The sequence below is a fragment of the Micromonospora sp. NPDC023888 genome (assembly GCF_040639415.1).
Lineage (GTDB): Bacteria > Actinomycetota > Actinomycetes > Mycobacteriales > Micromonosporaceae > Micromonospora.
The window spans coordinates 173,029-193,117 of record NZ_JBEZZW010000003.1 but is presented as its reverse complement, the minus strand read 5'-3'; the positions used below and the strand labels follow the sequence as shown (position 1 = coordinate 193,117).

The window sequence follows — 20,089 nt, the reverse complement described above, 5'->3', positions numbered from 1 at the left end:
CGTCCACCCTGGTCAGCGGGTTCGGCGCGGCGTGTGTCGACACGCCCGTGGTCGATGCGCCCGGGTCGGCGCGACGGTAGCGTGGGGACGTGCTTCCGGTCGCGCTCACCTGTCCGCTGTGGTGGGTGGCGCGCTGGGCGACCCGGGTGCTGACCAGCCTCGCCGTCGTCGCGGCCCTGGCGCTCGGCGCCGGCCCGGCCTCGGCCGCCGTGTCACCGTCGCAGCCGACCTTCGCGCCGACCCCGACCGTCGCCCCGAGCGTGGGTGCCGCGCCGAGTGCGGGTGCCGCCGAGGAGGCTCTCCCGGCCTGGTCGGTCGACGCGCCACCGGCGCTCCCCGGTGACCAGGGCGTCATCGCGACAGGCGCGCTGCCGGTCCGCGCGGCCGGACCCGACCGGCTGCCCCTCGTCGACAGCCCCCGCAGCCGGGCACCCCGAGGTCCACCCGGGCGCTGAGCCACCGGGACAAGCGTCCCGTCGCCGCGCTCCGTCGACCCACCAGCTCCGCACCCCGCCGACCCGTGGCCCGCCGTGGCCGGGTGGCCGGCGGGGCTCCCCATCGCTCTGCTTCCTCCGCGAGGTGCCGACCATGGAGACTGCCGTCTTCTACCAGTTCGTAACCGAGGTACCGCAGGCCGCTGCCATCTGGTCGGCCCTGCTCCTGCTGGCGCTCGGCATGCTCGCCGTGCTTGTCGCCCGGCCCGAACGGGACCGGCCCACCGACGACCCGTCCCCGGCCGCACCGACCGCGCGGGAGGTGGCCGCGGCCGAGATCGTCGACAGGCGCCGGTACGCCGAGGAGGTGGCCGTCGCCGCGGCCGGCGCGGCCCGGACGGCCCGGCGGCGACGCGATGCCTGGCTGGCCAGTCAGGAAGCGGCCGAACGCGCCTGGGCGCGGTACGACGAGGCGGACACCGCGGCGCGCCGCTTCGCGGGGGCCGGGGCGCTGCCCACCCCCGACACTCCTCGCACCCCCGCTGAATACGCCGCCCGGGAGCGCTACCTGCACCGCGCGGCGACGGCGGCGTACTGGCGGGGCGACCTGAGCATGGCGCAGCTCAGCGACGTGTTCGGGCACCGGCACGGCTGGGATCCCCGGCGGCACCCGGTCGAGCAGGAAGCGCTGCTCAGCCGGTCGATCCGGGACGCGAGACGGGCCGACCACCAGGCCGCCGCCACCGCGGAGCGGGCCGCCTGGCGGGCTGCGGAACTGGCCGCCGAGTCGGCGCGTGCCCTTGCCGAGGAGGCGTGGGCGGCAGCGGCCCGGCTGCGGCCGACCCCCGCGCCCGCCCGCCGACTGGTGCGCGGGGCGGCCCGTCCCGCCGTCGTGGCACGCTGGCGCCCGGCCCGGGCGGGTTGAGCCCGATCCGTTATGTGAGCCCGGTCACGGGATTCCGAATTCGGGCGCGCGGCACGTTCGGCGCTATTTTTCCCGGAATTGTGACCGCGATATCGGCGAGCTGTCCGGTTGTCGCCCATAGGCGTCACCGTAACCGCTTGTCCCATCGAGTCACATCATCGGCAAGACGCGCAGAAATTGCCGCGCCGATTCGGGTTTACGCAGGTGAACCTGGCTTGGCAGGGTGTGAACGGGCCAGTAGTGTCGTCCCGTCCGGTGCGGTAACCGATCGCAAGAGGCGACGCCGCGCCGACCCGCTCAATCGTGATGAACGAACCGGGGACCCATCAGTAAGTCCGGGGTGAATCCGCGAGCCACGGCCCGCGGTAGGGCGATCTTCCCGCCCGAATCCGTCAGCTAACCCGGTAGGCGGTGTCGGAAGGAGTTCCATCCTCGTGCAGCACCTCTCCACCCCTCGGCTGTTCCCTCGCCTCCACGGCGCAGCGGTGCCCCCGCTCATCCGTCACGTGACGGTGAGCTGACCCCCCGGGTCATCGCCTAACCGCCCGGCCACGCCGGGCGTTCCCCTGAGCGGTTCACCATCCGCGGACCATCGTCCGCGCGCTGACGGCTGCCCGGATACCGGTCCGGCCCCGGTGTGCCGCTCTCCCCCCGATCCGTGGAGGACCCCGTGAAGCACACCCTTCAGCGCCAGCTCCGCCGCATCACGAGCGAGCGCCCGTACCAGATCGTCGCCGCCTCCGCCGCGGCCCTCGTGATCGCCGCCACCACCGGCACCCTGCTCGCCACCACCGACGACGCGCCGGCCGGCCAGCGCACCGCGACCACTGTCGCCGAGATGCGCAGCGGCGTCGCCGCCTCCCGTGGCGAGGCGCGCGACGCCTCCCCGTCGGCCAGCGCCGCGGCGGCCAGCGCCGCCCCGGCCACCAGCGCCGCCTCGCCCGCCGCCAAGGCCAGCAGCAACCCGGACCTGACCCGCAGGCCGGAGCGGCCGAAGCCGCCCGCGACCAAGGTGCTCGACTACGAGTACGAGGCGCAGAACACCTACTACAACTGCGGTCCGGCGGCCACCCGCAACGCACTGAGCGCCACCGGGATCGACCGCACCCAGGAGGAGCTCGGCGCCGAGCTGGGCACCACCGAGATGGGCACCAACTCGGCCGAGGACACCACCCGGGTGCTCAACGCCGAGGTGAAGGGCTCCCCGTACCGGACCCGGATGTTCGCCGGCGCGCCCAGCCCGGCGCAGATGGACCGCCTCCAGGCCGACGTGGTCAAGGCCATCACCGACGGCCGTGGCGTGGTCGCCAACGTCGTCGGGGACGCCACCGACACCGACGGCGGCTGGCACTCCTACGGCGGCGGGCACTACATCGCCGTCGTGGGTTACAAGGACAACGGCCGCACGGTGCGCATCGCCGACTCGGCGAACCCGGCCGACCCGTCGTACTGGATCACCACCATCGACCTGGCCAACTGGATCGCCAGCCGGGGCTACTCCGCCTGACCCAGGCACGCATACCGCCACGGGCGCCGTCCCTCACGAGGGGTCGGCGCCCGCGGCGTCTCTCCCGCCGATCCCGGGGTACGCCCCCGTCGACGACTCTCGTACCTGACCGTGAACCGTGGGAGACTGCGGCCGTGGTGGATGAATCGGGTGGTCACGCCGGTCGACGGCCGGTCCTGCTGCTGTTGCACGGGATGGGGGCGACCGGCGACGTGTGGTTGCCCTGGGCGCCCCACCTGGAACAACACTGGCCCGGGCGGTGGCTGGCGCCGGACCTGGCCGGTCACGGCTGGGCGCCGCCGCTGCCGTCGTACTCCTTCGCCGGCTTCGCCCAGCGGATCGCGCAGGCCCTCGCCCCCGACGACCGGCTCGTCGTGCTCGGGCACTCGCTGGGTGGCGTGTTCGGCCTCGCGTTGGCCGCGCGCGACGCCGGGATGCCGGTGGACGCGGTGGTCGGGCTGGGCATCAAAGCGCTCTGGTCACCCGCCGAGTTGGAACGCGCCGCCGAGCTGGCCGCCCGCCCGGTGAGCTGGTTCGCCAGCCGTACCGAGGCGGCCCGTCGCTACCTGCGCGTCTCCGGCCTGGCCGGCCTGCTCCCGCCGGACCACCCGGTGGTGGACGCCGGGCTTCGTCAGGTCGACGGCCGGTGGCGTCTCGCCATGGATCCGAACGCCTTCGCCGTCGGCGAGCCCGATCTGACCGCCCTGCTGGCGCTGACCGACGTGCCGGTGTTGCTGGCGCGGGGTGAGCACGACCCGATGGTCACCGACGCGCAGCTCAAGGAGTACGGCGTACCGGTCGCCACGCTGCCCGGTCTCGGGCACAACGCGCACGTGGAGGACCCGGCGGCGGTGCTGGCCCTGCTCGACCCGTACCGCTGAGCCTCGTCGCGGGTGTTCGGCGACGGGAAAAACGGTAGTGCCGCCCCACCCCGGCGCATACGATCCCGCGTTGATGTCCACTGTCGAGCAAACCCTGACCACCACAGTGAGCCTGAACGTCGTCGACGCCCGACTCGACGACGCGGCGCGTCGTTGCCGGCCGCTTTTCGCGTCGCTCGGCGCGGTGAGCCTCGAGGCGTCCCGAACCGAGGTCGACGGCCCGCGCAGCGGGGTGAACCTGGACCTCACGCTGACGCCGGCCGCCCCGTCGGCGTCCGGTGGGGAGGCGGTGCGCCAGGTGGCCGCTCCGCTGCTGGAACGCTTTCGGTGGGGCCGTGGCGACCTGGACGTCGAGGAGTCGGCGGCGGGCCACCCGACGGGCTTCGCGGCCGGCCGGGAGCGGACGACCGACGGGGTGACGCCGATCTGCGTGTCCATCTGCGCGGTCGGTGACACGGCAGAGGAGTGGTGGGACCCGCCGGAGTGGCTGCCCGCCGACGAATCCGTCGTGTCCGTCCGGCGACGGGTCAGGCGACTGCCGGCGGCGGCGTCCGACGACGATGTGGTGGCCCGGGTGCACGCCCGGCTGACGGCCCCGGATCTCGACACCGCAGTGGTCCGCTGTCTTCCACTGCTGGGGCGGCCGGACGTGTGGTCCGTCGACCTCCACCCGGTGACGGTCGACGGGGGCGGCGTCTGGGGTCTGGCCCTGCTCCTGGTGCTGCCGCTGGTCGAGGTGTCACCGCAGGCTCCCTTCGGGGCCGGGGTGGACGCCCTGGCCGCCGAGTTCGGATCACTGACGGGGCACCTGCGCAGGTCACCGCTCGGCACCTGGATGGTGGCGGCGATGGAGGCGAACCGTCCGCTCAGCGAAGCGCCGACGGTCGAGGCGCTGTACGTGCGGACCGGGATCGACCCGTTCGACCCGGGGCCGGTCGACCGGCCGGTGGAGACCCGGGAGATGGTGCTCCGAGGCCGGGATGAGGACGGTCCGGACGAGGCCGAGTTGACAAGCGCGATCGAGGAGGCGTTGCGAGACGCCGTACGGGTCGTGCTGTCGGTCGACGTCGCCGACCCGGTCGCGGACGCGGCGGCCATCGTCCGGGACGTCGTCGGGATCGACGACGAGGACATCGAGTCGATCAGCAGCGAGACCCTCGCCGACGGGCGACTGAGGATCGTGGCACACCTCGGGGCCACGCTGATGAGCGCCGAGGAGGTGCTGCGGATCGTCGTCGCCTCCTCCGAACTCCAGCCGTGGGAGTCGTCGCTCCCCGAGTCGGCCGACGGTGTCGCGACGGCCGAATGGCACGCGCCGGCCGGCACGGACGGCATCGTCCGGATCGAGCTGAACGCCGGATACCGGCTCGGACTCAGCTAGCTGTCAGCGCTTGGCTGGCCCGACAGCCCGGCTCAGGCGAGGGGGGAGAGCTGCGGCGAACGCTCGGCCGCGGGGTCCTCCACCGGCTCCAGCTCTCGGCGGGCCGCGCCCAGGAACGCCTCGGCGTACGACTCGGCGGGGAAGTCACCCAGGTAACGGCGGCGGGTGGCCCAGCGTTCCGCGGCCAGCGGGTCGGTGTCCAGCAGCGCGGTCAGCACCTCGTCCACGTTGGACAGGTCCCGACGCAGCACGTAACCCGACGCGGCCAGCGGGAACCGCTCGGCGAACCGGTCGCCCTCGTCGCCCATGTCGGTGACCGCGTACGGCTTGCTGGAGTAGAGGTAGTCCGAGATCACCCCGGACACGTCGGAGACCAGCGCGTCCGACCGGTTCACGCACTCGGTCAGGCTCAGCTCCCGAGCCGCCGCGCCGACCACGTGCTGGCGTCCGCTGCGGGCCCGGTCGGCGACGAGCACCTCGGTCAGCCGGCCCAACTGGCGGGCCGAGGCCGGGTTCTGCGTCGTGTACGGGTGGGCCCGCAGGATCACCGTCGCGCCGCGCTCCAACAGCCGACGCAGCAGCCCCTCGGCCACCGGCAGTGAGCAGTAGTCGGCGTCGGCGTGGTGCCCGGTCCACGTCGGGGTGTACAGCACCGTCGGGTGCGCCAACCCCCGGGCCGGCTCGGGGCGTACCTCGATCGACTCCACCTGCGGGCGGCCCACCACCACGAACTTGTCAGCGGGGATCTGCACGCCGGCGCGGGCGTACCTGTCGATCGCAGCCGGGCCGGCCACGAAGATCCGGTCGAAGATCCCGGACACCGGGTTGGCGCTCGGCGCCTTGTCGCTGTCGCCGTGGTGCAACTGGACGTGGGTGAGCTGGGTGAAGCGGATGCAGTGGCTGTTCTTCGCCCCGTGGTTGACGTAGAACGCGGCCCGCAGGCTCGGCACCAGCGCCTCGTCCATCGCCCGCAGGGTGGGGCAGTAGACCACCGGGGCGTCGGTGGCCGCGGCGATCGGGGCCAGGAACTCCGGCTCGCGCAGCATGACCAGGAACGGCCGGCCGATCCGTTCCAGGTACGGCAGCCACATGGTGACCTGGTATTCCGAGCCGGGCGGCGCGGAGAAGTAGAGCAGGAACTCCGGCTGGTGCCGGCGCAGCGCCCGAGCCACCGGCCCGCCACCGGTTCCCGGCCGGAACCGTCGCCGGGCCAGGTCCAGGGCGACCACCCCGGTGCCCGCGCCGACCAGCAGACTCGCGGCCAACGCCACGCCGGCCGGCAGGGTGAGCGCGGCGGCGAGCGCCAGGACGGCGAGCAGCCCGAGCAGGGTGGTGCCGAGCCGGTCGGCGATCAGCGGCGTCCAGGCCCGCACCGGCAGGTTCGCCGTGCGGATCTCCAGGTTGCCGGCGGTACGCAGGGGCCCCACCAGCAGCACCAACCCCAGCAGGACCAGGGCGGTGGCGACAAGCGTGAGGTCGAGCCCGTCATCCAGCCGCCGGGAGTAACCGACAAGGATCGCGGCGGCGATGAGCGTCGTCTCCGCGACGAGGTCGGCGTTGGGCCGGATCCGCTGCTCGGCGGCCGAGGCGGCCAGCGCGGCGACGGCGAGCGCCAGCCCCCAGCCGGTGGCGCCGGTGAGCGCCAGCACGACGAAGGCCAGCACTGCCAACCCGGTGCTCAGGCACCGGGCGGCCAGCTTTCGGACCAGGTCGCCGCGCATGTCGCTCCGTTCGTGGTTCCGCCGCCGGTAGGTGTCAGTTCGTCGACGTCGCGCCGGCCGGCGCGGCGACCTGACCCGGCCCGGTCTGGGCCGGCACGCTCGGCGTGGGCCCGTCGCCAGGTGCCCGGCGTACGTCGATGACCTGGCCGGTCAGGTCGGAGATCAGCACGTCCAGTGACGACTGGGCGACGGCCTCGGCGGCGAGCAGGGTGTGCTCCGGCTCCTCGCCGAAGGCCCGCGTACGCATCGGCGTGGCGGTCCGCTCCGGGTTGATGCAGTTGACGCGGACGCCCACGTCGGCCCACTCGTCGGCGAGTGCCTGGGTGAGGTTGACCAGGGCCGCCTTGGTGGCCGAGTAGAGCGCGTAGCGGGCCCGCCCCCGGGTGTAGGAGCTGGACGTGTAGAGCAGCAGTTGGCCCTTGGTCTGCTGGAGGTAGGGCAGCGCCTGACGGGCGATGGTCACCGGGCCGACGAAGTTGACCTGGAGCAGCCGGTCCATCGTCTCCTCGTCCATCTCGGCGAGGGCGCCCTTCTCCAGGATGCCGGCGGTGACCACCACGTGGTCGATCCGGCCGGTGGCCTCGAAGGCGGTCGTCAGTGCCGCCTCGACGTCGGCGGCCCGCTCCACGTGGGTGCCGGTGCTGGAACGGCTGAACGGGAAGACCTGGGCGCCGTAGCGCCGGGCCAGCTCGGTCAGCTCGTGGCCGATGCCGTAGCTGCCGCCGAACACCACGATGGTGCGGCCGGTCAGCTCCTCGCTGTAGCCGCGGTGGTCGGTCAGCCGGGGCGCCTGCGCCGCGGCGAGCTGGAAGAGCTTGTCCGCCAGGTGCACGTCGACCGGGTGGGTGACCTTGATGTTCTCGTCCGAGCCGTCGATCACCTTGATCGGGGTGCCGGGCAGGTAGCGCAGCACCACACCGCAGTCGTCGGTGGCGGCGAAGTTCGGGTCACCCTCGGCGATCCGGTACGCCTCGCGGATGGTGGGGGAGCGGAACGCCTGCGGGGTCTGCCCGCGGCGCAGCCGGGAGCGCACCGGGATGTCGGTGATGCAGTCGTTGTCGTCGACCTGGATGATCGTGTCCGCGGACGGGATGGCCACGTCCACGGCGTCGTAGGTCCACAGCGCGTTGACGCACTCGCGCACGATCCGCCCGCTGAGCAGTGGGCGCACCGCGTCGTGGAAGAGGATGTTGCAGTCCGCCGGGCCGACGGCGTCCAGCGCGATCCGGGTGGTGGCGTTGCGGGTGTCACCACCCTCGATCACCTTGGTGACCTTGCGCAGGCCGGCCTTCTCGACGATCTGCCGGGCGTCGTCGACGTGCCCGGTCGCCATCAGCACGATGATCTCGTCGATCTCCGGCGCCGCCTCGAAGACCGCCAGGGTGTGCTCGATGATCGGCTTGCCGGCGATCTTCAGCAGTTGCTTCGGGATGCCGAGGCCCAGGCGGGTCCCGGTGCCTCCGGCCAGAACCACGGCCACCGTCCGCGAGGGCCGCCACGGCGTCGGGGTCTCCGCTTCGGCGTCCGGGCCAGTGGTCTGGTCCTGCGTCATTGCCGGATCCTCACTCTCAGGGATGCGTTAACGGAAGGTTCCGCCCGAGCGGCGACGGAATGAACCTTAACGCGCGGACCGCGCCGCCCCAACGCGGGCGACGCGGTCCATGGGGCCGTGTCGATGCCGGCTGTTCGCCGGCGATCTACTTGCTGTTCGCGTACGCCTCGTAGGCCCGGATGACCTCGTCGGTGGGCCCGTCCATCCGCAGCACGCCCGATTCCAGCCAGATCGTCCGCTCGCAGGTGTCCCGGACGGAGGAGAGCTGGTGGCTGACGAGGAACACCGTGCCCGCGCCCTCCCGCAGCTCCCGCACCCGCTGCTCGCTGCGTTTGCGGAAGCCCTTGTCACCGGTGGCGAGCGCCTCGTCGATGAGCAGCACGTCGTGCTTCTTCGCGGCGGCGATGGAGAACCGCAGCCGGGCCGCCATGCCCGAGGAGTACGTCCGCATCGGCAGGCTGGCGAAGTCGCCCCGCTCGTTGATCCCGGAGAACTCGATGATCCCCGCGGCCTGTTTGGCCACGTCGTCCGGGTGCATCCCCATGGCCAGGCAACCCAGGGTGACGTTGCGCTCGCCGGAGAGGTCGTTGAGCAGGGCGGCGTTCACGCCCAGCAGCGACGGTTGCCCCTGGGTGTGGATCGCGCCCCGGTTGACCGGCAGCAGGCCGGCGATGGCCCGCAGGATGGTGGACTTGCCGGAGCCGTTGCTGCCGATCAGCCCGATCGCCTCGCCCCGGTACGCGGTGAAGGAGACCCCCTTGACCGCGTGCACCTCCCGGACGTTCGGCGCGTTGGTGCGCTTGACCAGCCGGCGCAGCGCGGCCACCGGAGTGGTGCCACCGGCGGCGCCCTGGTGCACCCGGTAGATGATGTGCGCGTCGTCGACCACCACGGTCGGGATGCGCTCCTGGGCCGCGGTCATCGTCGCGGTCGCCTCGGTGGAGGCCTCGAAGTGCTCAACCACGGCCGTACTCCTGTTCGCCGCGCCAGAAGTAGATGAACCCGCCGATCCCGGCGACCAGCGCCCACCCGCCACCGACCAGCCAGAGCTGGGTCAGCGACTCGTTGAGCAGCGGCGGGTTGTCAAGCAGCGCGTACCGGGCCAACTCGATGTAGACGAGCATGGGGTTGTACTGCACGAGCGTCGTCGCCCAGCCGGGCAGCCGCTCGAAGAGGCTGACGCTGTAGAGGACGCCGGAGCCGTACATCCAGGTGCGCAGGACGAACGGCATGACCTGCTTGAGGTCGCTGGCCTTGGCGCCCATCCGGGCCACCAGCAGCACCACGCCGGCGTTGAACACCGCCTGCAGGACCAGGGCCGGCACCAGCAGCAACCACTCCAGCGTGATCGGCTCGCCGGTGACCAGCACGATGCCGATCAGCACCACCATCGAGGCCAGTAGCTGCTGGAACTGGGTGAGCGTGGTGGACAGCGGCAGGCTGGCCCGGGGGAAGTGCAGCGCCCGGATCAACCCGAGGTTGCTGCTGATCGACTGGGTGCCGGCCAGGACCGCGCTCTGGGTGAAGTTGAAGATGAACAGCCCGGTGGTGAGGTAGGCGATGAAGTTCGGGATCTCCTGTTGCGCCAGCACCACCCCGAAGATCAGGTAGTAGACCGCCGCGTTTGTCAGCGGGGTGAGCACCTGCCAGAGCTGGCCCAGCTTGGCGTTGCTGTACGAGGCGACAAGCTTGGCGTTGGCGTACGCGGCGATGAAGTGCCGGTAGGCCCACAATTGGCGGCTGTACTCGACGAGGGTCGGTCGCTCACCGGCGACCCGTAGCCCGTGCCGAGCGGCCAGCTGCGCCTGGGTCAGGCCCGTGTCGGGGTCGACCAGCGCGGTGGTGGCCATGGAAATGGCGCTCCGATCTTTCGTGCAGACGGGTGGCTCGCGACGATGGAATCCTAGTGGGAGATGTGCGCGGGGCGCCGCCTCGTCGCTGCGTGGACAGTAGTCCGAAACACGTCGGGACGCAACCGTATCGTCGTTGCGCTACCCTGGGCACCGTGACCTGCGATAAGAGTCCCTGGTGACGACCGAGAAGAGGCGTGCCCCGGCCGGCGCGGCAGTGCTCCGTGGGGAGATCACCACGGCCATCCGGCGTGCGCTGATGCAGGAGCTCGCCGCGGTCGGCTACGGTCGGCTCTCCATCGAGGCGGTGGCGCGTCGCGCCGGTGTCAGCAAGACGGCCATCTACCGGCGCTGGAACTCCAAGCTCGACCTGGTGCTGGAGATCGTCGCCGCGGCGGCCCACGGCAAGCTGCCGGCCCTGGACACCGGCACCCTGCGCGGTGACCTCGCCCTGCTGTTCCAGGCGGTGGCACGCGCGCTGCGCCACCCGCTGGCGTCGCAGATCATCCCGGACCTGCTGGCCGAGGCGGCGCGTAACCCCAGCATCGACGCGACCCTGCGGAAGGTGCTGCACGCCCGCCAGCAGGAGATCGGCGGTCGCCTGGTCACCCGCGCCGTGCAGCGCGGCGAACTGCCCACCGACACCGACCCGGACGCGGCGATCGACCTCATCGTGGGCCCGCTCTACTGGCGGCTGGCCATCGCCCGCCTCCCGCTCACCGACAGCTACCTCGACAACCTGGTCGAATCCGTCGCCGCCGGGCTCGGCGCCGACAGCGCCCTACCCCGTCCCCGAGCAGCCCCGATATCGGGTTGACCAGCGTCCGACACTCCGCCGCCCGCAGCAACTGTCGCGCTGTCCGATTCCGCTACGCTGCCCCCGGACACCCGGCCGGCACCGCGCCGAAACCCTCATCCGTCTGACGAGTAAGGACGACCGTGGCCAACGTCGACAGCATCGCCGTAGCGCCCGCCGACCCGGACCCGACACGGCCCGCGCCGGCATCCCGTCCAGTCGGCCGTCGCGCGGCGATGTCCCGGGTACGCACGCTGGTGGCCGTCGCCCCAGCGGTGCTCACCGATGGTGCCGTGCTCGCGTTCGCGCTCTTCACAGTGATCTACCACCTGGCCTTCCTGGGTGACCTGCGTCCGTCGGTGACCTTCCGGATCTGGCTGGTGGCCTGCGTGGTGCTCGCGGTAGTGGTCCTGCTGCGCGCCCGCCGCCGGCTCGCCGGCACCCCGGCCGTCACCGAGCCGGCGACGCCTGTCGACAGTGCGCCGGCCGAGCCGGACGCCGCGCGGCCCGCCGTCGACCGCCGCCTGCTGATCGGGGTGCTTGGCGCCGCCGCCGTGGCCGCCGTCTCCGCGGGTGTTGTCGCCGGGCCCAAGGTCACCGTCTGGTGGTGGATTCCGGCGGTGACCGGCCTGCTCGCGGCGATCGGCGTGATGTTGCTGGTGCGCCGGGCCTGGCTGAGCGGCCCGGTGTCCGCCACCGTCGCCCCGGCACCCACCGCGGGGCAGTCGGTGTTCGCGCTCGTCGTCTCGGTGGCGGTCGGCATCTCCTCGTTCTTCATGGCCCGCAACACCCCGGACGACGTCTACTACGTCGGCAAGTCGGTCTGGATCGCCGAGCGCGACCTGATCCCGATCAACGACTTCCTGTTCTCCGAGAACGTGCTGCCGGCCATGGGCTCGCAGCCGCCGATCCCGTCGATCGAGGTCTTCGACGGCGCGTTCGCCAACGTCGTCGGCATCCACGCCAGCTCGGCCCTCTGGTACGTGCTGCTGCCGATCATGGCGGTGCTCGCGGCGCTGGCGCTCTGGCGGCTGACGCACCGGTGGGCGCCGCGCCGTCCGATGCTCGCCTTCGCCGTGGCGATCGCGTACCTGTACCTCGTCGCCGGCGGGGACGCCGCACTCGGCACGTTCCACCTCCTGCGGCTGCACGAGGGCAAGGGGATGTTCGTCTCGGCTGTCATTCCGCTGATGTGGCTCTACCTGACCGAGTGGTTCGACAACCGGTCGCGGCGCAGCCTGGTGCTCATCGTGGCGCTCTCGATCACCGCGATCGGCCTCACCAACACCGCGGCGATCATCCTGCCGATGCTTGTCGGCGCGGCCGGCTTCGCCATGCTGCTGGTCGGCCGGTGGAAGGACGCCGTCGTCGCGGCCGTCGCCGCCCTCGCGTACCCGATCGGCTCGCTCGTGGTCTCCCGCCTGCTGCTCGGCGGGATGACCGCGGCCGGCGCGGACGACGCCTTCTTCGACGCGGCGTACACCTACCGACGGACCCTGCTGTTCGGGGTGGTGGGGGTGATCAGCGGTCTGGCGCTGTGGTGTGGCCCACTGCTCGCCCGTCGGCGTACGCCCGCGCTGCTCGCCGCCGGTGCCACTCTGGCGCTGAGCGTGATGTTCGTGCCCGGCGTGCTCGAGGTGATGAGTGCGTTGAGTGGGATCTCGGTGGTGCTCTGGCGCGTACCGTGGCTGCTCGCCCTGCCGACGCTCATCGGTCTGCTCAGCACCGTACGCGTGCCGACGCCGAGACCGGCCCTGTACCGCACGGCGGCCGGCGGGATCGCGGTGCTGCTGGTCGCCTCGTTCGCGCTGTTCGCCACCCCGATGTGGTCGCCGAAGAGCTGGGTCGACGTGCACGAGCGCCCCACCTGGAAGCTTCCGCAGCAGCGGCAGGCGATCGCCTTCTGGATCAAGGGCCTGGACCGCCCGCAGGGCATGCTGCTCGCGCCGAAGACAATCATGCGGACGTTGCCGGTCGTCACCAGCGAGGTGCGGGTCGTCCTGCCCCGTGACTTCTACCTCGTCGAGTACGACCTCAGCTCCCAGTTCGCCATGGACCGGCTGCTGCTGGCCGAGTTCGCCGACGGCACGACCAGCCCGTCGCCGGCCGAGTTGACGCCGGCACTCGACCGCCTGGACGTCGGCACCATCTGCGTCTACAACGGCAACCACTACGCCCGCGACACCGCGCCGCAGCTCGGCTACCAGGAGTTCGCCACACGCAAGGCGCCCGGGGCGATGACCTGCTTCGGTCGGGCCGGCTGAGGGCTGCGCCCGTTGCCGAGCGCCGCACGCCGGGGCGGGGTCGGGCGCGCGACTTTGACCGAAATGGTGCGGGATACCCGAGCGACACCGAGCTGTCCCTTCGCGTTAAGGTCGCAGTCATGCGCAGCCGGCTGCGGTTGACCCGCTGCGCTACGGGGGAGTGACGTCGACCCATCACGGGCGCAGCCCGCAACGAAATCTCGTAGGGAGCGAACTCGTTTGTTCGGCACGTTGACAGGACGCCTCGGAGTGGCCGCCCACAGTGCGCTACTGGTACTGGCCTACCTGGTCATGCTCGTCGGTGGCGTATTCGGCTGGATCGGCCTGTTCGCCATCGCCGGACTCGCCGCCATCATCGGCGAGTTCGCCGTCGCCCGCTTTTCACCCCCGTCGCAGTTGCTGCTGGAGAAGGTGGGCCTGCACTGGTCGTACCGGCAGTTGACCCGGGACCTCGCGGCCGTGTTGCTTGTCGCCGCCGAGGTGCGGCTCAGCGGCGGTGAGCTGACCCTGCTGCTGGCCCTGCCGGCCGCGGTGTGGGTCGTGTCGGTCTTCGCCGGGGCGCTCTCCATCATGATCGAGCGTCGTAACCCGCTCTCCGCCATGGTGCGCAACATCGAGTTGGGCGAGCTGCGCTCCGCTCCCCAACTGCCGGCCTGGGTGGCGGCGGTGGCCGGTGAGCGGATGCCACTGCTCAACCTGCTGCTGGTGCCGGCCGCCGTGGCCGCCGCGGTGCAGCACGACCCGACGCCGTTCTTCGCCGCCGCCGCGGTGGCGGTCGTGGCGACAGGTGTGGTGGGCGCCATCACCGCGCTGACCTGGCTGCGCGGCCGGGGCCGCAGCACCGGGGAGGGCCCGCTGCTGCCCGCCGTGCAGCGTTGGCTGGACAGCTACCGGCCCGAGGTGGCGCTCTACTTCGCCGGGCCGGCCAAGGACGTCTACCAGGCCAACATGTGGCTCGCCCCCACCGAGGCGCTCCAGCAGCGCGCGGTGGTGCTGCTGCGCAGCCGGGACGCGTTCCTGGAGTTGGCCGACACCCGGCTGCCGGTGATCTGCGTACCGACCGGTGTCGACTTCATGAACCTCGATCTGCGCAGCATCCGGGCGGCGCTCTACTCCGCGAACGTCGGCGCGAACATCCACATGCTCCGTGAGCCGGGCACCAAGCACGTCTTCGTGGGGCACGGCGACAGCGACAAGCAGGCGAGCGTCAACCCGTACAGCAAGGTGTACGACGAGGTCTGGGTCGCCGGCCTGGCCGGCCGGGAGCGCTACGCCCGCGCCGGTGTGGGGGTCCTCGACTCGGACATCGTCGAGATCGGCCGCCCGCAGCTCGCCGGGGTGCACACCTTCGGCGCCGAGTCGGTGGACCGGCAGTTCACAGTGCTCTACGCCCCCACCTGGGAGGGCTGGCTCGACGACGACCCGTACCACACCTCGCTGGTGCTGATGGGCGAGCGGATCGTCAAGGGGCTGCTCGCCACGACGCCCCGCCTGCGTCTGATCTACAAGCCGCACCCGCTCACCGGGTCGCGGTCCCGGGCGGCCAGGGCCGTGCACGACCGGATCGTGGCGGCCATCCGCGCCGCCGGCGGTGACCCGAACGCGTCCTCCCTGGACGGCACCGCGCACCTGGTGGTCACCGGCCGTACGCCGGCGCTGTTCGACTGCTTCAACCAGACCGACCTGCTGATCAGCGACGTGTCCAGTGTGGTCTCCGACTTCGTGCAGAGTCAGCGGCCGTACGTGGTGGCCAACCCCGCCGGCCTGTCCGAGGACGACTTCCGCCGGGAGTACCCGACGGCTCGGGCCGCGTACCTGCTCTCCAAGGACTGCGGCGAGCTGGAGAAGATCGTGGCGCTGACCCGGGCCGGCGACGACCCGATGACCGAGGCCCGGCGGGAGCTGAAGACCTACCTGCTCGGCCCGGCCGAGGCGAACCCGATGGACCGGTTCCAGGAGGAGATCGCCCGCCTCTGCCGCTGAGCGGCCCGTACCGCGTTGCGCGCCCGGCCCGACACCGTTCGGGCCGGGCGCGACCGTCTCAGCCCAGCAGGGCGGCCACCGCGTCGGCGGCCGGAGTGTCCGCCGGCAGGGCCTGCGCCGCGACGACCGCCGCGACCGGCAGCGGGCCGTACACGTGCGGGAAGAACTGCCCACCACGGGACGGTTCCCACCGCAGCGCGTCACCCAACCGCTCTTCGGCCACGCTCAACAGGGTCAACCCGGTCGCGCCGGCGAAGTGCCGCCGCGCCGTCTCCACCACCTGGTCCGCCCCGGAGAGGTGGATGAACCCGTCCTGCCGGTCCACGGCCGAGCCGGAAAAGGCGCCGGCGGCGAGGGCGTCGTCCCATTCCGTGGTCGACAACAGTTTGTAGATCACCACCGCAGCCTAGGGGGTGCCCTCGGCGCGCTCGCCCGGTTTTCGCCGGTACCGCCGCGCCCGTCGCCCCCCGCCGGGCATGCTCAGGTCAAGGGCCGCGGAGGGGATGGACGATGCAGAGCTACGACGACGACTGGACCGACAGCCAGCGCGCGCTGTACGACGAGTGCTACCAGGCCGGCGGCGAGTGGGCCGAAGACCCGGACACGTCGTCCGACGACGTACAGCACGTGATCAACCTGGCCGAGGCCGACGACGACGCCTTCAACGATGCCGAGATCGACTTTCCGGCCCTGGTCGACGCGGTCACCCAGGCCAGCGGGGTCAGCGTCACCAGCGTGCCGGCCAGCCACGAGGACCCGGGTTTCCGCGGCTTCACCGACGGCGTCCGGGACGCCACAGCCGACGACGTCTTCGGTCTGTAGCCGGGTCCGACCCGACACGCGGCTTTCCGCCGGGCGTGCGCTTCTGCCACCATTCGCAGAACAGCGCTGCGATGGACGGGGGCACGGGTGCGCATCCTGCTGGTGGAGGACGACCGCCGGGTGGCCGCCGCGCTCTCCTCCGCCCTCACCCGCCGGGGCTACGAGGTCGAGCACGCCGCCACCGTCGCCGCCGCGCTCTCCGCCGCCCCGTGCGACCTGGTGCTGCTCGACCTGACCCTGCCCGACGGGGACGGCACCGACCTGTGCCGGGAGCTGCGCCGGCGCAGCAGCCAGCTCGGCATCATCGCGGTGACCGCGCGGGGTGAGGAACGCGACCGGGTGCTGGGCCTGCGTCTCGGCGCGGACGACTACGTCGTCAAGCCGTTCTCGATGGTGGAGTTGCAGGCCCGGATCGAGGCGGTGCTGCGCCGGGCCGCGAACGCCGCACCGGAGCGGCATCTCATCCAGGCCGGTTCGGTGCACATCGACGTGGCCGCGCGGACGGTGACCGTGGACGGGCGTGCCGTCACGTTGACCCGCAAGGAGTTCGACGTACTGCTCTCGCTGGCCCGTCAGCCCGGGGTGGCGGTGCCCCGCGACCGCATCCTGCTGGACGCCTGGGGCACCACCTGGGCCGACCGGCACACAGTCGAGGTGCACGTCGGGTCCCTGCGCGGCAAACTCGGCGACGCCCGCCTGGTGGAGACCGTCCGGGGCGTCGGCTACCGGCTACGCGACGCGTGAGGGGCTGACGTGCGTCGACGACTGGTGATCAGCTACCTGCTGCTGATGGTGCTCGTTCTCATCGCGTTGGAGACGCCGCTGGCGGTCACCATGGCCAGCCGTGAGACCGAACAGGTCCGGGCCGACCGGCTCGCCGACGCGACCCGGTTCGCCTCGCTGGCCGGGCCCGCGCTGCGCGACGGTGGGCCGGGTCCGATCGAGTCGGAGCTGACCAGCTACGACAACCTGTACGCGATCGGTGCCGCGATCGTCGACCGGGACCGGAGCACACCTGTCTCGTCACCGAGGTGGCGGCCCACCCCGGGCACCGCGTCGGTGCTCGACATCGCGCTGTCCGGGCAGCAGACAAGCGCACCGGAGTCGGTCTGGCCGTGGACGACCGGCCCGGTGGTGGTGGCGGTGCCGATCAACGACGGTGGTGAGGTGCTCGGCGCGGTGGTGATCGTGACCCCGGCCGACCCGATCCGCCGGGAGGTCGCCGCGTGGTGGTCGCTGCTCGCCCTGGCCGGCCTGCTCGCCGTGCTGGCCTGCGTGCTCACCGCGTTCGGGCTGGCCGGTTGGGTGCTGCGCCCGGTCACCGAACTGGACGCGGTCACCCACGAGATCGCCGAGGGCGACCGGGGGGCCCGGGTGCAGCACCGCCTCGGCCCACCGGAGCTACGTCGCCTCGCGGCCAGCTTCAACCACATGGCCGACGTGGTCTCCGACGTGATGGACCGGCAGCGCGCCTTCGTCGCGCACGCCAGCCACCAACTGCGCAACCCGCTCACCGCGCTGCGGCTCCGGGTGGAGGAGCTGGGCCCCAGCCTCACCGACCCGGAGGGCCGAGCCGAGCACCGGCTGGCCCTGGAGGAGACCGACCGGCTGGCGTTGGTGCTCGACGCGCTGCTGACCCTCGCCCGCGCCGAACGGGAGGAGAACGAGCGGGTCACCGTGGACGCCGCCGCGGTGGCCGCGTCCCGGGTGGCCGCGTGGGCGCCGCTGGCCCGGCACCGTTCGGTCGCGTTGCGGTTGACGAGCACCGACGCCCCGGCGTACGCACAGACCGTGCCCACCGCCGTCGACCAGGCGCTGGACGCGCTCATCGACAACGCGGTGAAGTTCAGCGGGGCCGGCGGGGCGGTGACGGTGTCCGTGGCCCGCCGCGACAACGGGGTGGCCCTGGAGGTGCGCGACTCCGGTCCGGGTATGACCGGGAGTCAGCTCGGCCAGGCGACCGAGCGGTTCTGGCGGGCGCCGGACGCGCAGAACGTGGACGGCGCGGGGCTCGGCCTGACCATCGCCGCCGTGCTCGTGGACGCGTCCGACGGGCGGCTCACCATGCGCCCGGGGGAGTCGCGCGGGCTGGTCGCGGCCCTGTGGTTCCCGGCCCCGGAGCCGTCGGCGGAGCCGGTGGACGGCGAGCCGGCCACCGACCTGCGGCCCACCCTGACAAGGTAGGGCCGCCGTCAGGGTTTGTCCGCCCGGTACCACGCGGCGGCGCCCGGGTGCAGCGGCAGTGGCGGCGTCACGATCGCCGAGCGGGGGCTCATCCGCCCCGCCGCGGGATGGGCGGCGGCCAGCTCGGCCCGCCGATCCATCAGCAGCCGGGTCACCTCCCGGACCAACGGCTCCGGCAGGTTGGCGCGGACGATCAGGTAGTTCGGGTCGGCCACCGTGGTCACCGCGTCCACCCCGTAGACCGAACGGGGAATGTCCCGGGAGACGTACACCTGGCCGTAGCGGGAGCGCAGCGGCTCGGTCCACTCGCTGAGGTCCACGATCCGGGTGGCGCTGCGCCGGGCCAGGTCCGCGATCCCCCGCACCGGCAGCCCGCCGGAGAAGAAGAACGCGTCGATCTGCCCGGAGCGCAACGCCGCCACCGAGTCGTCAAGCCCGAGCCGCTGGCGGCGTACCTGGTCGCCACCGAGGTCGGCCACCTCCAGCAGCCGGGTCGCGGTGATCTCGGTGCCCGATCCGGGTGCGCCGACGGAGACTCGCCGGCCCCGCAGGTCGGCGAGCGTGCGAACCGGGCCGCCGCCCGTGGTGACCAGGTGTAGCTGGTCGTCGTACACCCGGGCGATCGCCTTGACGGTGGGGCTTCCCGCTGTGCTGGTGGGGAGCACGTCGGCCTGGGTGAAGCCCAGCTCCGCGCTGCCGGACCCGACAAGTCTGACGTTCTCCGCCGAGGCGGCGGTGATCACGACGCTGGCGTGGACGTCGGGCAGTTCCCGGTTGAGGATGGCCGCCAGCGACTGCCCGAACGCGTAGTAGACGGCGGTGGGGCTGCCGGTGGCGATCCGGATCGACGTCTGCTCGGCCGGGGTGTCCTGGCAACCGGCGGCGCTCAGGGTCGCGGTCAGCAGCACCGTCAACAGGGCCGCCGCCCCCGCGCGCGGACGCCGGGGCCGGCTGGAGGAGGTACGTCTCACGCGGTGCACTGTGCGCCGTCGGACCGGTGCGCGCAAGCTCCGGGCCGGCGGGTGTGCCGAGCGGGTGTGGCCCGAGCGCCGTTCAGCAGGCCGGTCGATGTGCCGGCGGCACTGCCACGGCCCGCCCTGCCGGCCGGACCGTGCCGTGCGTCGCCGCGCGCGCCGGCTCCACCGCCGCGTTGCTGAGGATCCGCGCCCGGTCCGGGCCATCGGCCACGCTGACCAGGAAACAGCCGGTGCCCGCCCGCAGCCGGGCCGGCACGTCGAGCACGGCAGCGCTGCGAATCAGCACCGCGGCCAACTCCCGGTCGGCGAGCCGCACGCCGAGGATGTGCCGGCGGACGTGTCGTCCGGCGGCCAGCAGCGCCGACCGCCAGGCCGCCGCCGCGAGTCGGGTCACCAACCGCCGCCGGGCCGGCGAGGTGCCGGGGAGCGGCCCACCGAGCAGCTCGCGCCGCCCCTGCCACCACCCCGCGTCCAACATCCGGGAGTACGCGCCCTGCCGTTCCGGGGGCACCCAGAGGCGGTGCAGCTCGTAGCGGCGGCGCAGGCCCCCGACGGCCACCTCGTGCCTGACCGGAATATCCAACCGGGCGAGCAACTGCCGCATCCGCTGCGCGGCGTCCTCCCGGTTGAACTCCACCCCCGGTACGCGCGCCGGGCTCGGCCGGGCGGCGGCCGGCGGTGGGGTGCAGCGCAGCAGGCAGGCGGCCTCGAAGGCGTCGCCCAGCGTCAGCCAGTCCAGCGGGGGCGGCGGTGCCGACGAGCGCGGCCGGTCGAGCAGGGCGGGTTCGCGGGTCAACGAAGGCTCCCTCGTC

Annotated in this window: 18 protein-coding genes and 1 riboswitch; of the genes, 11 read left to right on the top strand and 7 right to left on the bottom strand. The window is 72.6% G+C overall.

The features are described 5' to 3' along the window. Positions 1-89: 89 nt before the first annotated feature. From AB0F61_RS03910 to AB0F61_RS03890, 5 genes are all read left to right on the top strand, one after another. Complete coding sequence (locus tag AB0F61_RS03910; protein ID WP_357803027.1) at positions 90-455, top strand: hypothetical protein; 366 nt, start codon at positions 90-92, stop codon at positions 453-455. Positions 456-588: 133 nt separating this feature from the next. Next, on the top strand, positions 589-1,359 hold the full coding sequence (locus AB0F61_RS03905) for a hypothetical protein (RefSeq protein ID WP_357803025.1): 771 nt from the start codon (positions 589-591) through the stop codon (positions 1,357-1,359). A gap of 284 nt (positions 1,360-1,643) precedes the next feature. After that, positions 1,644-1,785: riboswitch (cyclic di-AMP (ydaO/yuaA leader) on the top strand. A 232-nt stretch (positions 1,786-2,017) separates the two neighbouring features. Then, a complete protein-coding gene (locus AB0F61_RS03900; protein ID WP_357803023.1) occupies positions 2,018-2,866 on the top strand; it encodes a C39 family peptidase in 849 nt (282 codons plus the stop codon). Between the two features lie 134 nt (positions 2,867-3,000). Further along, positions 3,001-3,747 carry an alpha/beta fold hydrolase gene (locus AB0F61_RS03895; protein WP_357803021.1) on the top strand — a complete coding sequence of 249 codons (747 nt, stop codon included), beginning with the start codon at positions 3,001-3,003 and terminating at the stop codon, positions 3,745-3,747. A 73-nt stretch (positions 3,748-3,820) separates the two neighbouring features. Continuing rightward, positions 3,821-5,128, top strand: coding sequence for a hypothetical protein (locus AB0F61_RS03890; protein ID WP_357803020.1), 1,308 nt, complete (start codon positions 3,821-3,823; stop codon positions 5,126-5,128). A 32-nt stretch (positions 5,129-5,160) separates the two neighbouring features. Here AB0F61_RS03890 and AB0F61_RS03885 read toward each other — a convergent pair whose 3' ends face one another. The 4 genes from AB0F61_RS03885 to AB0F61_RS03870 all read right to left on the bottom strand — a co-directional run bounded on the left by AB0F61_RS03885 (position 5,161) and on the right by AB0F61_RS03870 (position 10,251). Beyond that, positions 5,161-6,849: a CDP-glycerol glycerophosphotransferase family protein gene (locus AB0F61_RS03885; RefSeq protein WP_357803019.1), complete on the bottom strand. Its 1,689-nt coding sequence runs from the start codon at positions 6,847-6,849 to the stop codon at positions 5,161-5,163. 34 nt (positions 6,850-6,883) lie between these two features. Further along, on the bottom strand, positions 6,884-8,401 hold the full coding sequence (locus AB0F61_RS03880) for a bifunctional cytidylyltransferase/SDR family oxidoreductase (RefSeq protein ID WP_357803017.1): 1,518 nt from the start codon (positions 8,399-8,401) through the stop codon (positions 6,884-6,886). Positions 8,402-8,546: 145 nt separating this feature from the next. Beyond that, positions 8,547-9,323, bottom strand: coding sequence for an ABC transporter ATP-binding protein (locus tag AB0F61_RS03875; protein WP_357803226.1), 777 nt, complete (start codon positions 9,321-9,323; stop codon positions 8,547-8,549). 34 nt (positions 9,324-9,357) lie between these two features. Further along, a complete protein-coding gene (locus AB0F61_RS03870; RefSeq protein ID WP_357803016.1) occupies positions 9,358-10,251 on the bottom strand; it encodes an ABC transporter permease in 894 nt (297 codons plus the stop codon). A gap of 178 nt (positions 10,252-10,429) precedes the next feature. Between AB0F61_RS03870 and AB0F61_RS03865 the strand changes: the two genes are divergently transcribed. The 3 genes from AB0F61_RS03865 (at position 10,430) to AB0F61_RS03855 (ending at position 15,294) form a co-directional block, all read left to right on the top strand. Further along, a complete protein-coding gene (locus AB0F61_RS03865; protein WP_357803013.1) occupies positions 10,430-11,068 on the top strand; it encodes a TetR/AcrR family transcriptional regulator in 639 nt (212 codons plus the stop codon). Positions 11,069-11,190: 122 nt separating this feature from the next. Continuing rightward, the gene (locus AB0F61_RS03860; protein WP_357803011.1) at positions 11,191-13,311 is read left to right on the top strand and encodes a DUF6077 domain-containing protein; all 2,121 of its coding nucleotides are present in this window, start codon (positions 11,191-11,193) and stop codon (positions 13,309-13,311) included. Positions 13,312-13,530: 219 nt separating this feature from the next. Continuing rightward, complete coding sequence (locus AB0F61_RS03855) at positions 13,531-15,294, top strand: CDP-glycerol glycerophosphotransferase family protein (protein ID WP_357803009.1); 1,764 nt, start codon at positions 13,531-13,533, stop codon at positions 15,292-15,294. A 58-nt stretch (positions 15,295-15,352) separates the two neighbouring features. Here AB0F61_RS03855 and AB0F61_RS03850 read toward each other — a convergent pair whose 3' ends face one another. Next, on the bottom strand, positions 15,353-15,691 hold the full coding sequence (locus AB0F61_RS03850) for a DUF952 domain-containing protein (RefSeq protein WP_357803007.1): 339 nt from the start codon (positions 15,689-15,691) through the stop codon (positions 15,353-15,355). Positions 15,692-15,804: 113 nt separating this feature from the next. Between AB0F61_RS03850 and AB0F61_RS03845 the strand changes: the two genes are divergently transcribed. The 3 genes from AB0F61_RS03845 to AB0F61_RS03835 all read left to right on the top strand — a co-directional run bounded on the left by AB0F61_RS03845 (position 15,805) and on the right by AB0F61_RS03835 (position 18,300). Then, positions 15,805-16,116, top strand: a complete 312-nt coding sequence (locus AB0F61_RS03845; protein ID WP_357803006.1) for a hypothetical protein — start codon at positions 15,805-15,807, stop codon at positions 16,114-16,116. Between the two features lie 87 nt (positions 16,117-16,203). Beyond that, the gene (locus tag AB0F61_RS03840) at positions 16,204-16,860 is read left to right on the top strand and encodes a response regulator transcription factor (RefSeq protein ID WP_357803004.1); all 657 of its coding nucleotides are present in this window, start codon (positions 16,204-16,206) and stop codon (positions 16,858-16,860) included. Positions 16,861-16,869: 9 nt separating this feature from the next. After that, complete coding sequence (locus AB0F61_RS03835) at positions 16,870-18,300, top strand: HAMP domain-containing sensor histidine kinase (RefSeq protein ID WP_357803002.1); 1,431 nt, start codon at positions 16,870-16,872, stop codon at positions 18,298-18,300. 8 nt (positions 18,301-18,308) lie between these two features. On the opposite strand, the gene AB0F61_RS03830 is transcribed toward AB0F61_RS03835, so the two are convergent. Beyond that, positions 18,309-19,271, bottom strand: a complete 963-nt coding sequence (locus AB0F61_RS03830; protein WP_357803000.1) for a TAXI family TRAP transporter solute-binding subunit — start codon at positions 19,269-19,271, stop codon at positions 18,309-18,311. Positions 19,272-19,353: 82 nt separating this feature from the next. Continuing rightward, positions 19,354-20,073, bottom strand: a complete 720-nt coding sequence (locus AB0F61_RS03825) for a hypothetical protein (protein ID WP_357802999.1) — start codon at positions 20,071-20,073, stop codon at positions 19,354-19,356. Positions 20,074-20,089 lie beyond the last annotated feature (16 nt).

Excerpts from the sequence above, each read along its gene's own strand:
- AB0F61_RS03880 (WP_357803017.1), bottom strand. The coding sequence starts at position 8,401 with ATGACGCAGGACCAGACCACTGGCCCGGACGCCGAAGCGGAGACCCCG.
- AB0F61_RS03875 (WP_357803226.1), bottom strand. The coding sequence starts at position 9,323 with ATGACCGCGGCCCAGGAGCGCATCCCGACCGTGGTGGTCGACGACGCG.
- AB0F61_RS03885 (WP_357803019.1), bottom strand. The coding sequence starts at position 6,849 with ATGCGCGGCGACCTGGTCCGAAAGCTGGCCGCCCGGTGCCTGAGCACC.
- AB0F61_RS03890 (WP_357803020.1), top strand. The coding sequence starts at position 3,821 with ATGTCCACTGTCGAGCAAACCCTGACCACCACAGTGAGCCTGAACGTC.
- AB0F61_RS03870 (WP_357803016.1), bottom strand. The coding sequence starts at position 10,251 with ATGGCCACCACCGCGCTGGTCGACCCCGACACGGGCCTGACCCAGGCG.
- AB0F61_RS03845 (WP_357803006.1), top strand. The coding sequence starts at position 15,805 with ATGCAGAGCTACGACGACGACTGGACCGACAGCCAGCGCGCGCTGTAC.
- AB0F61_RS03905 (WP_357803025.1), top strand. The coding sequence starts at position 589 with ATGGAGACTGCCGTCTTCTACCAGTTCGTAACCGAGGTACCGCAGGCC.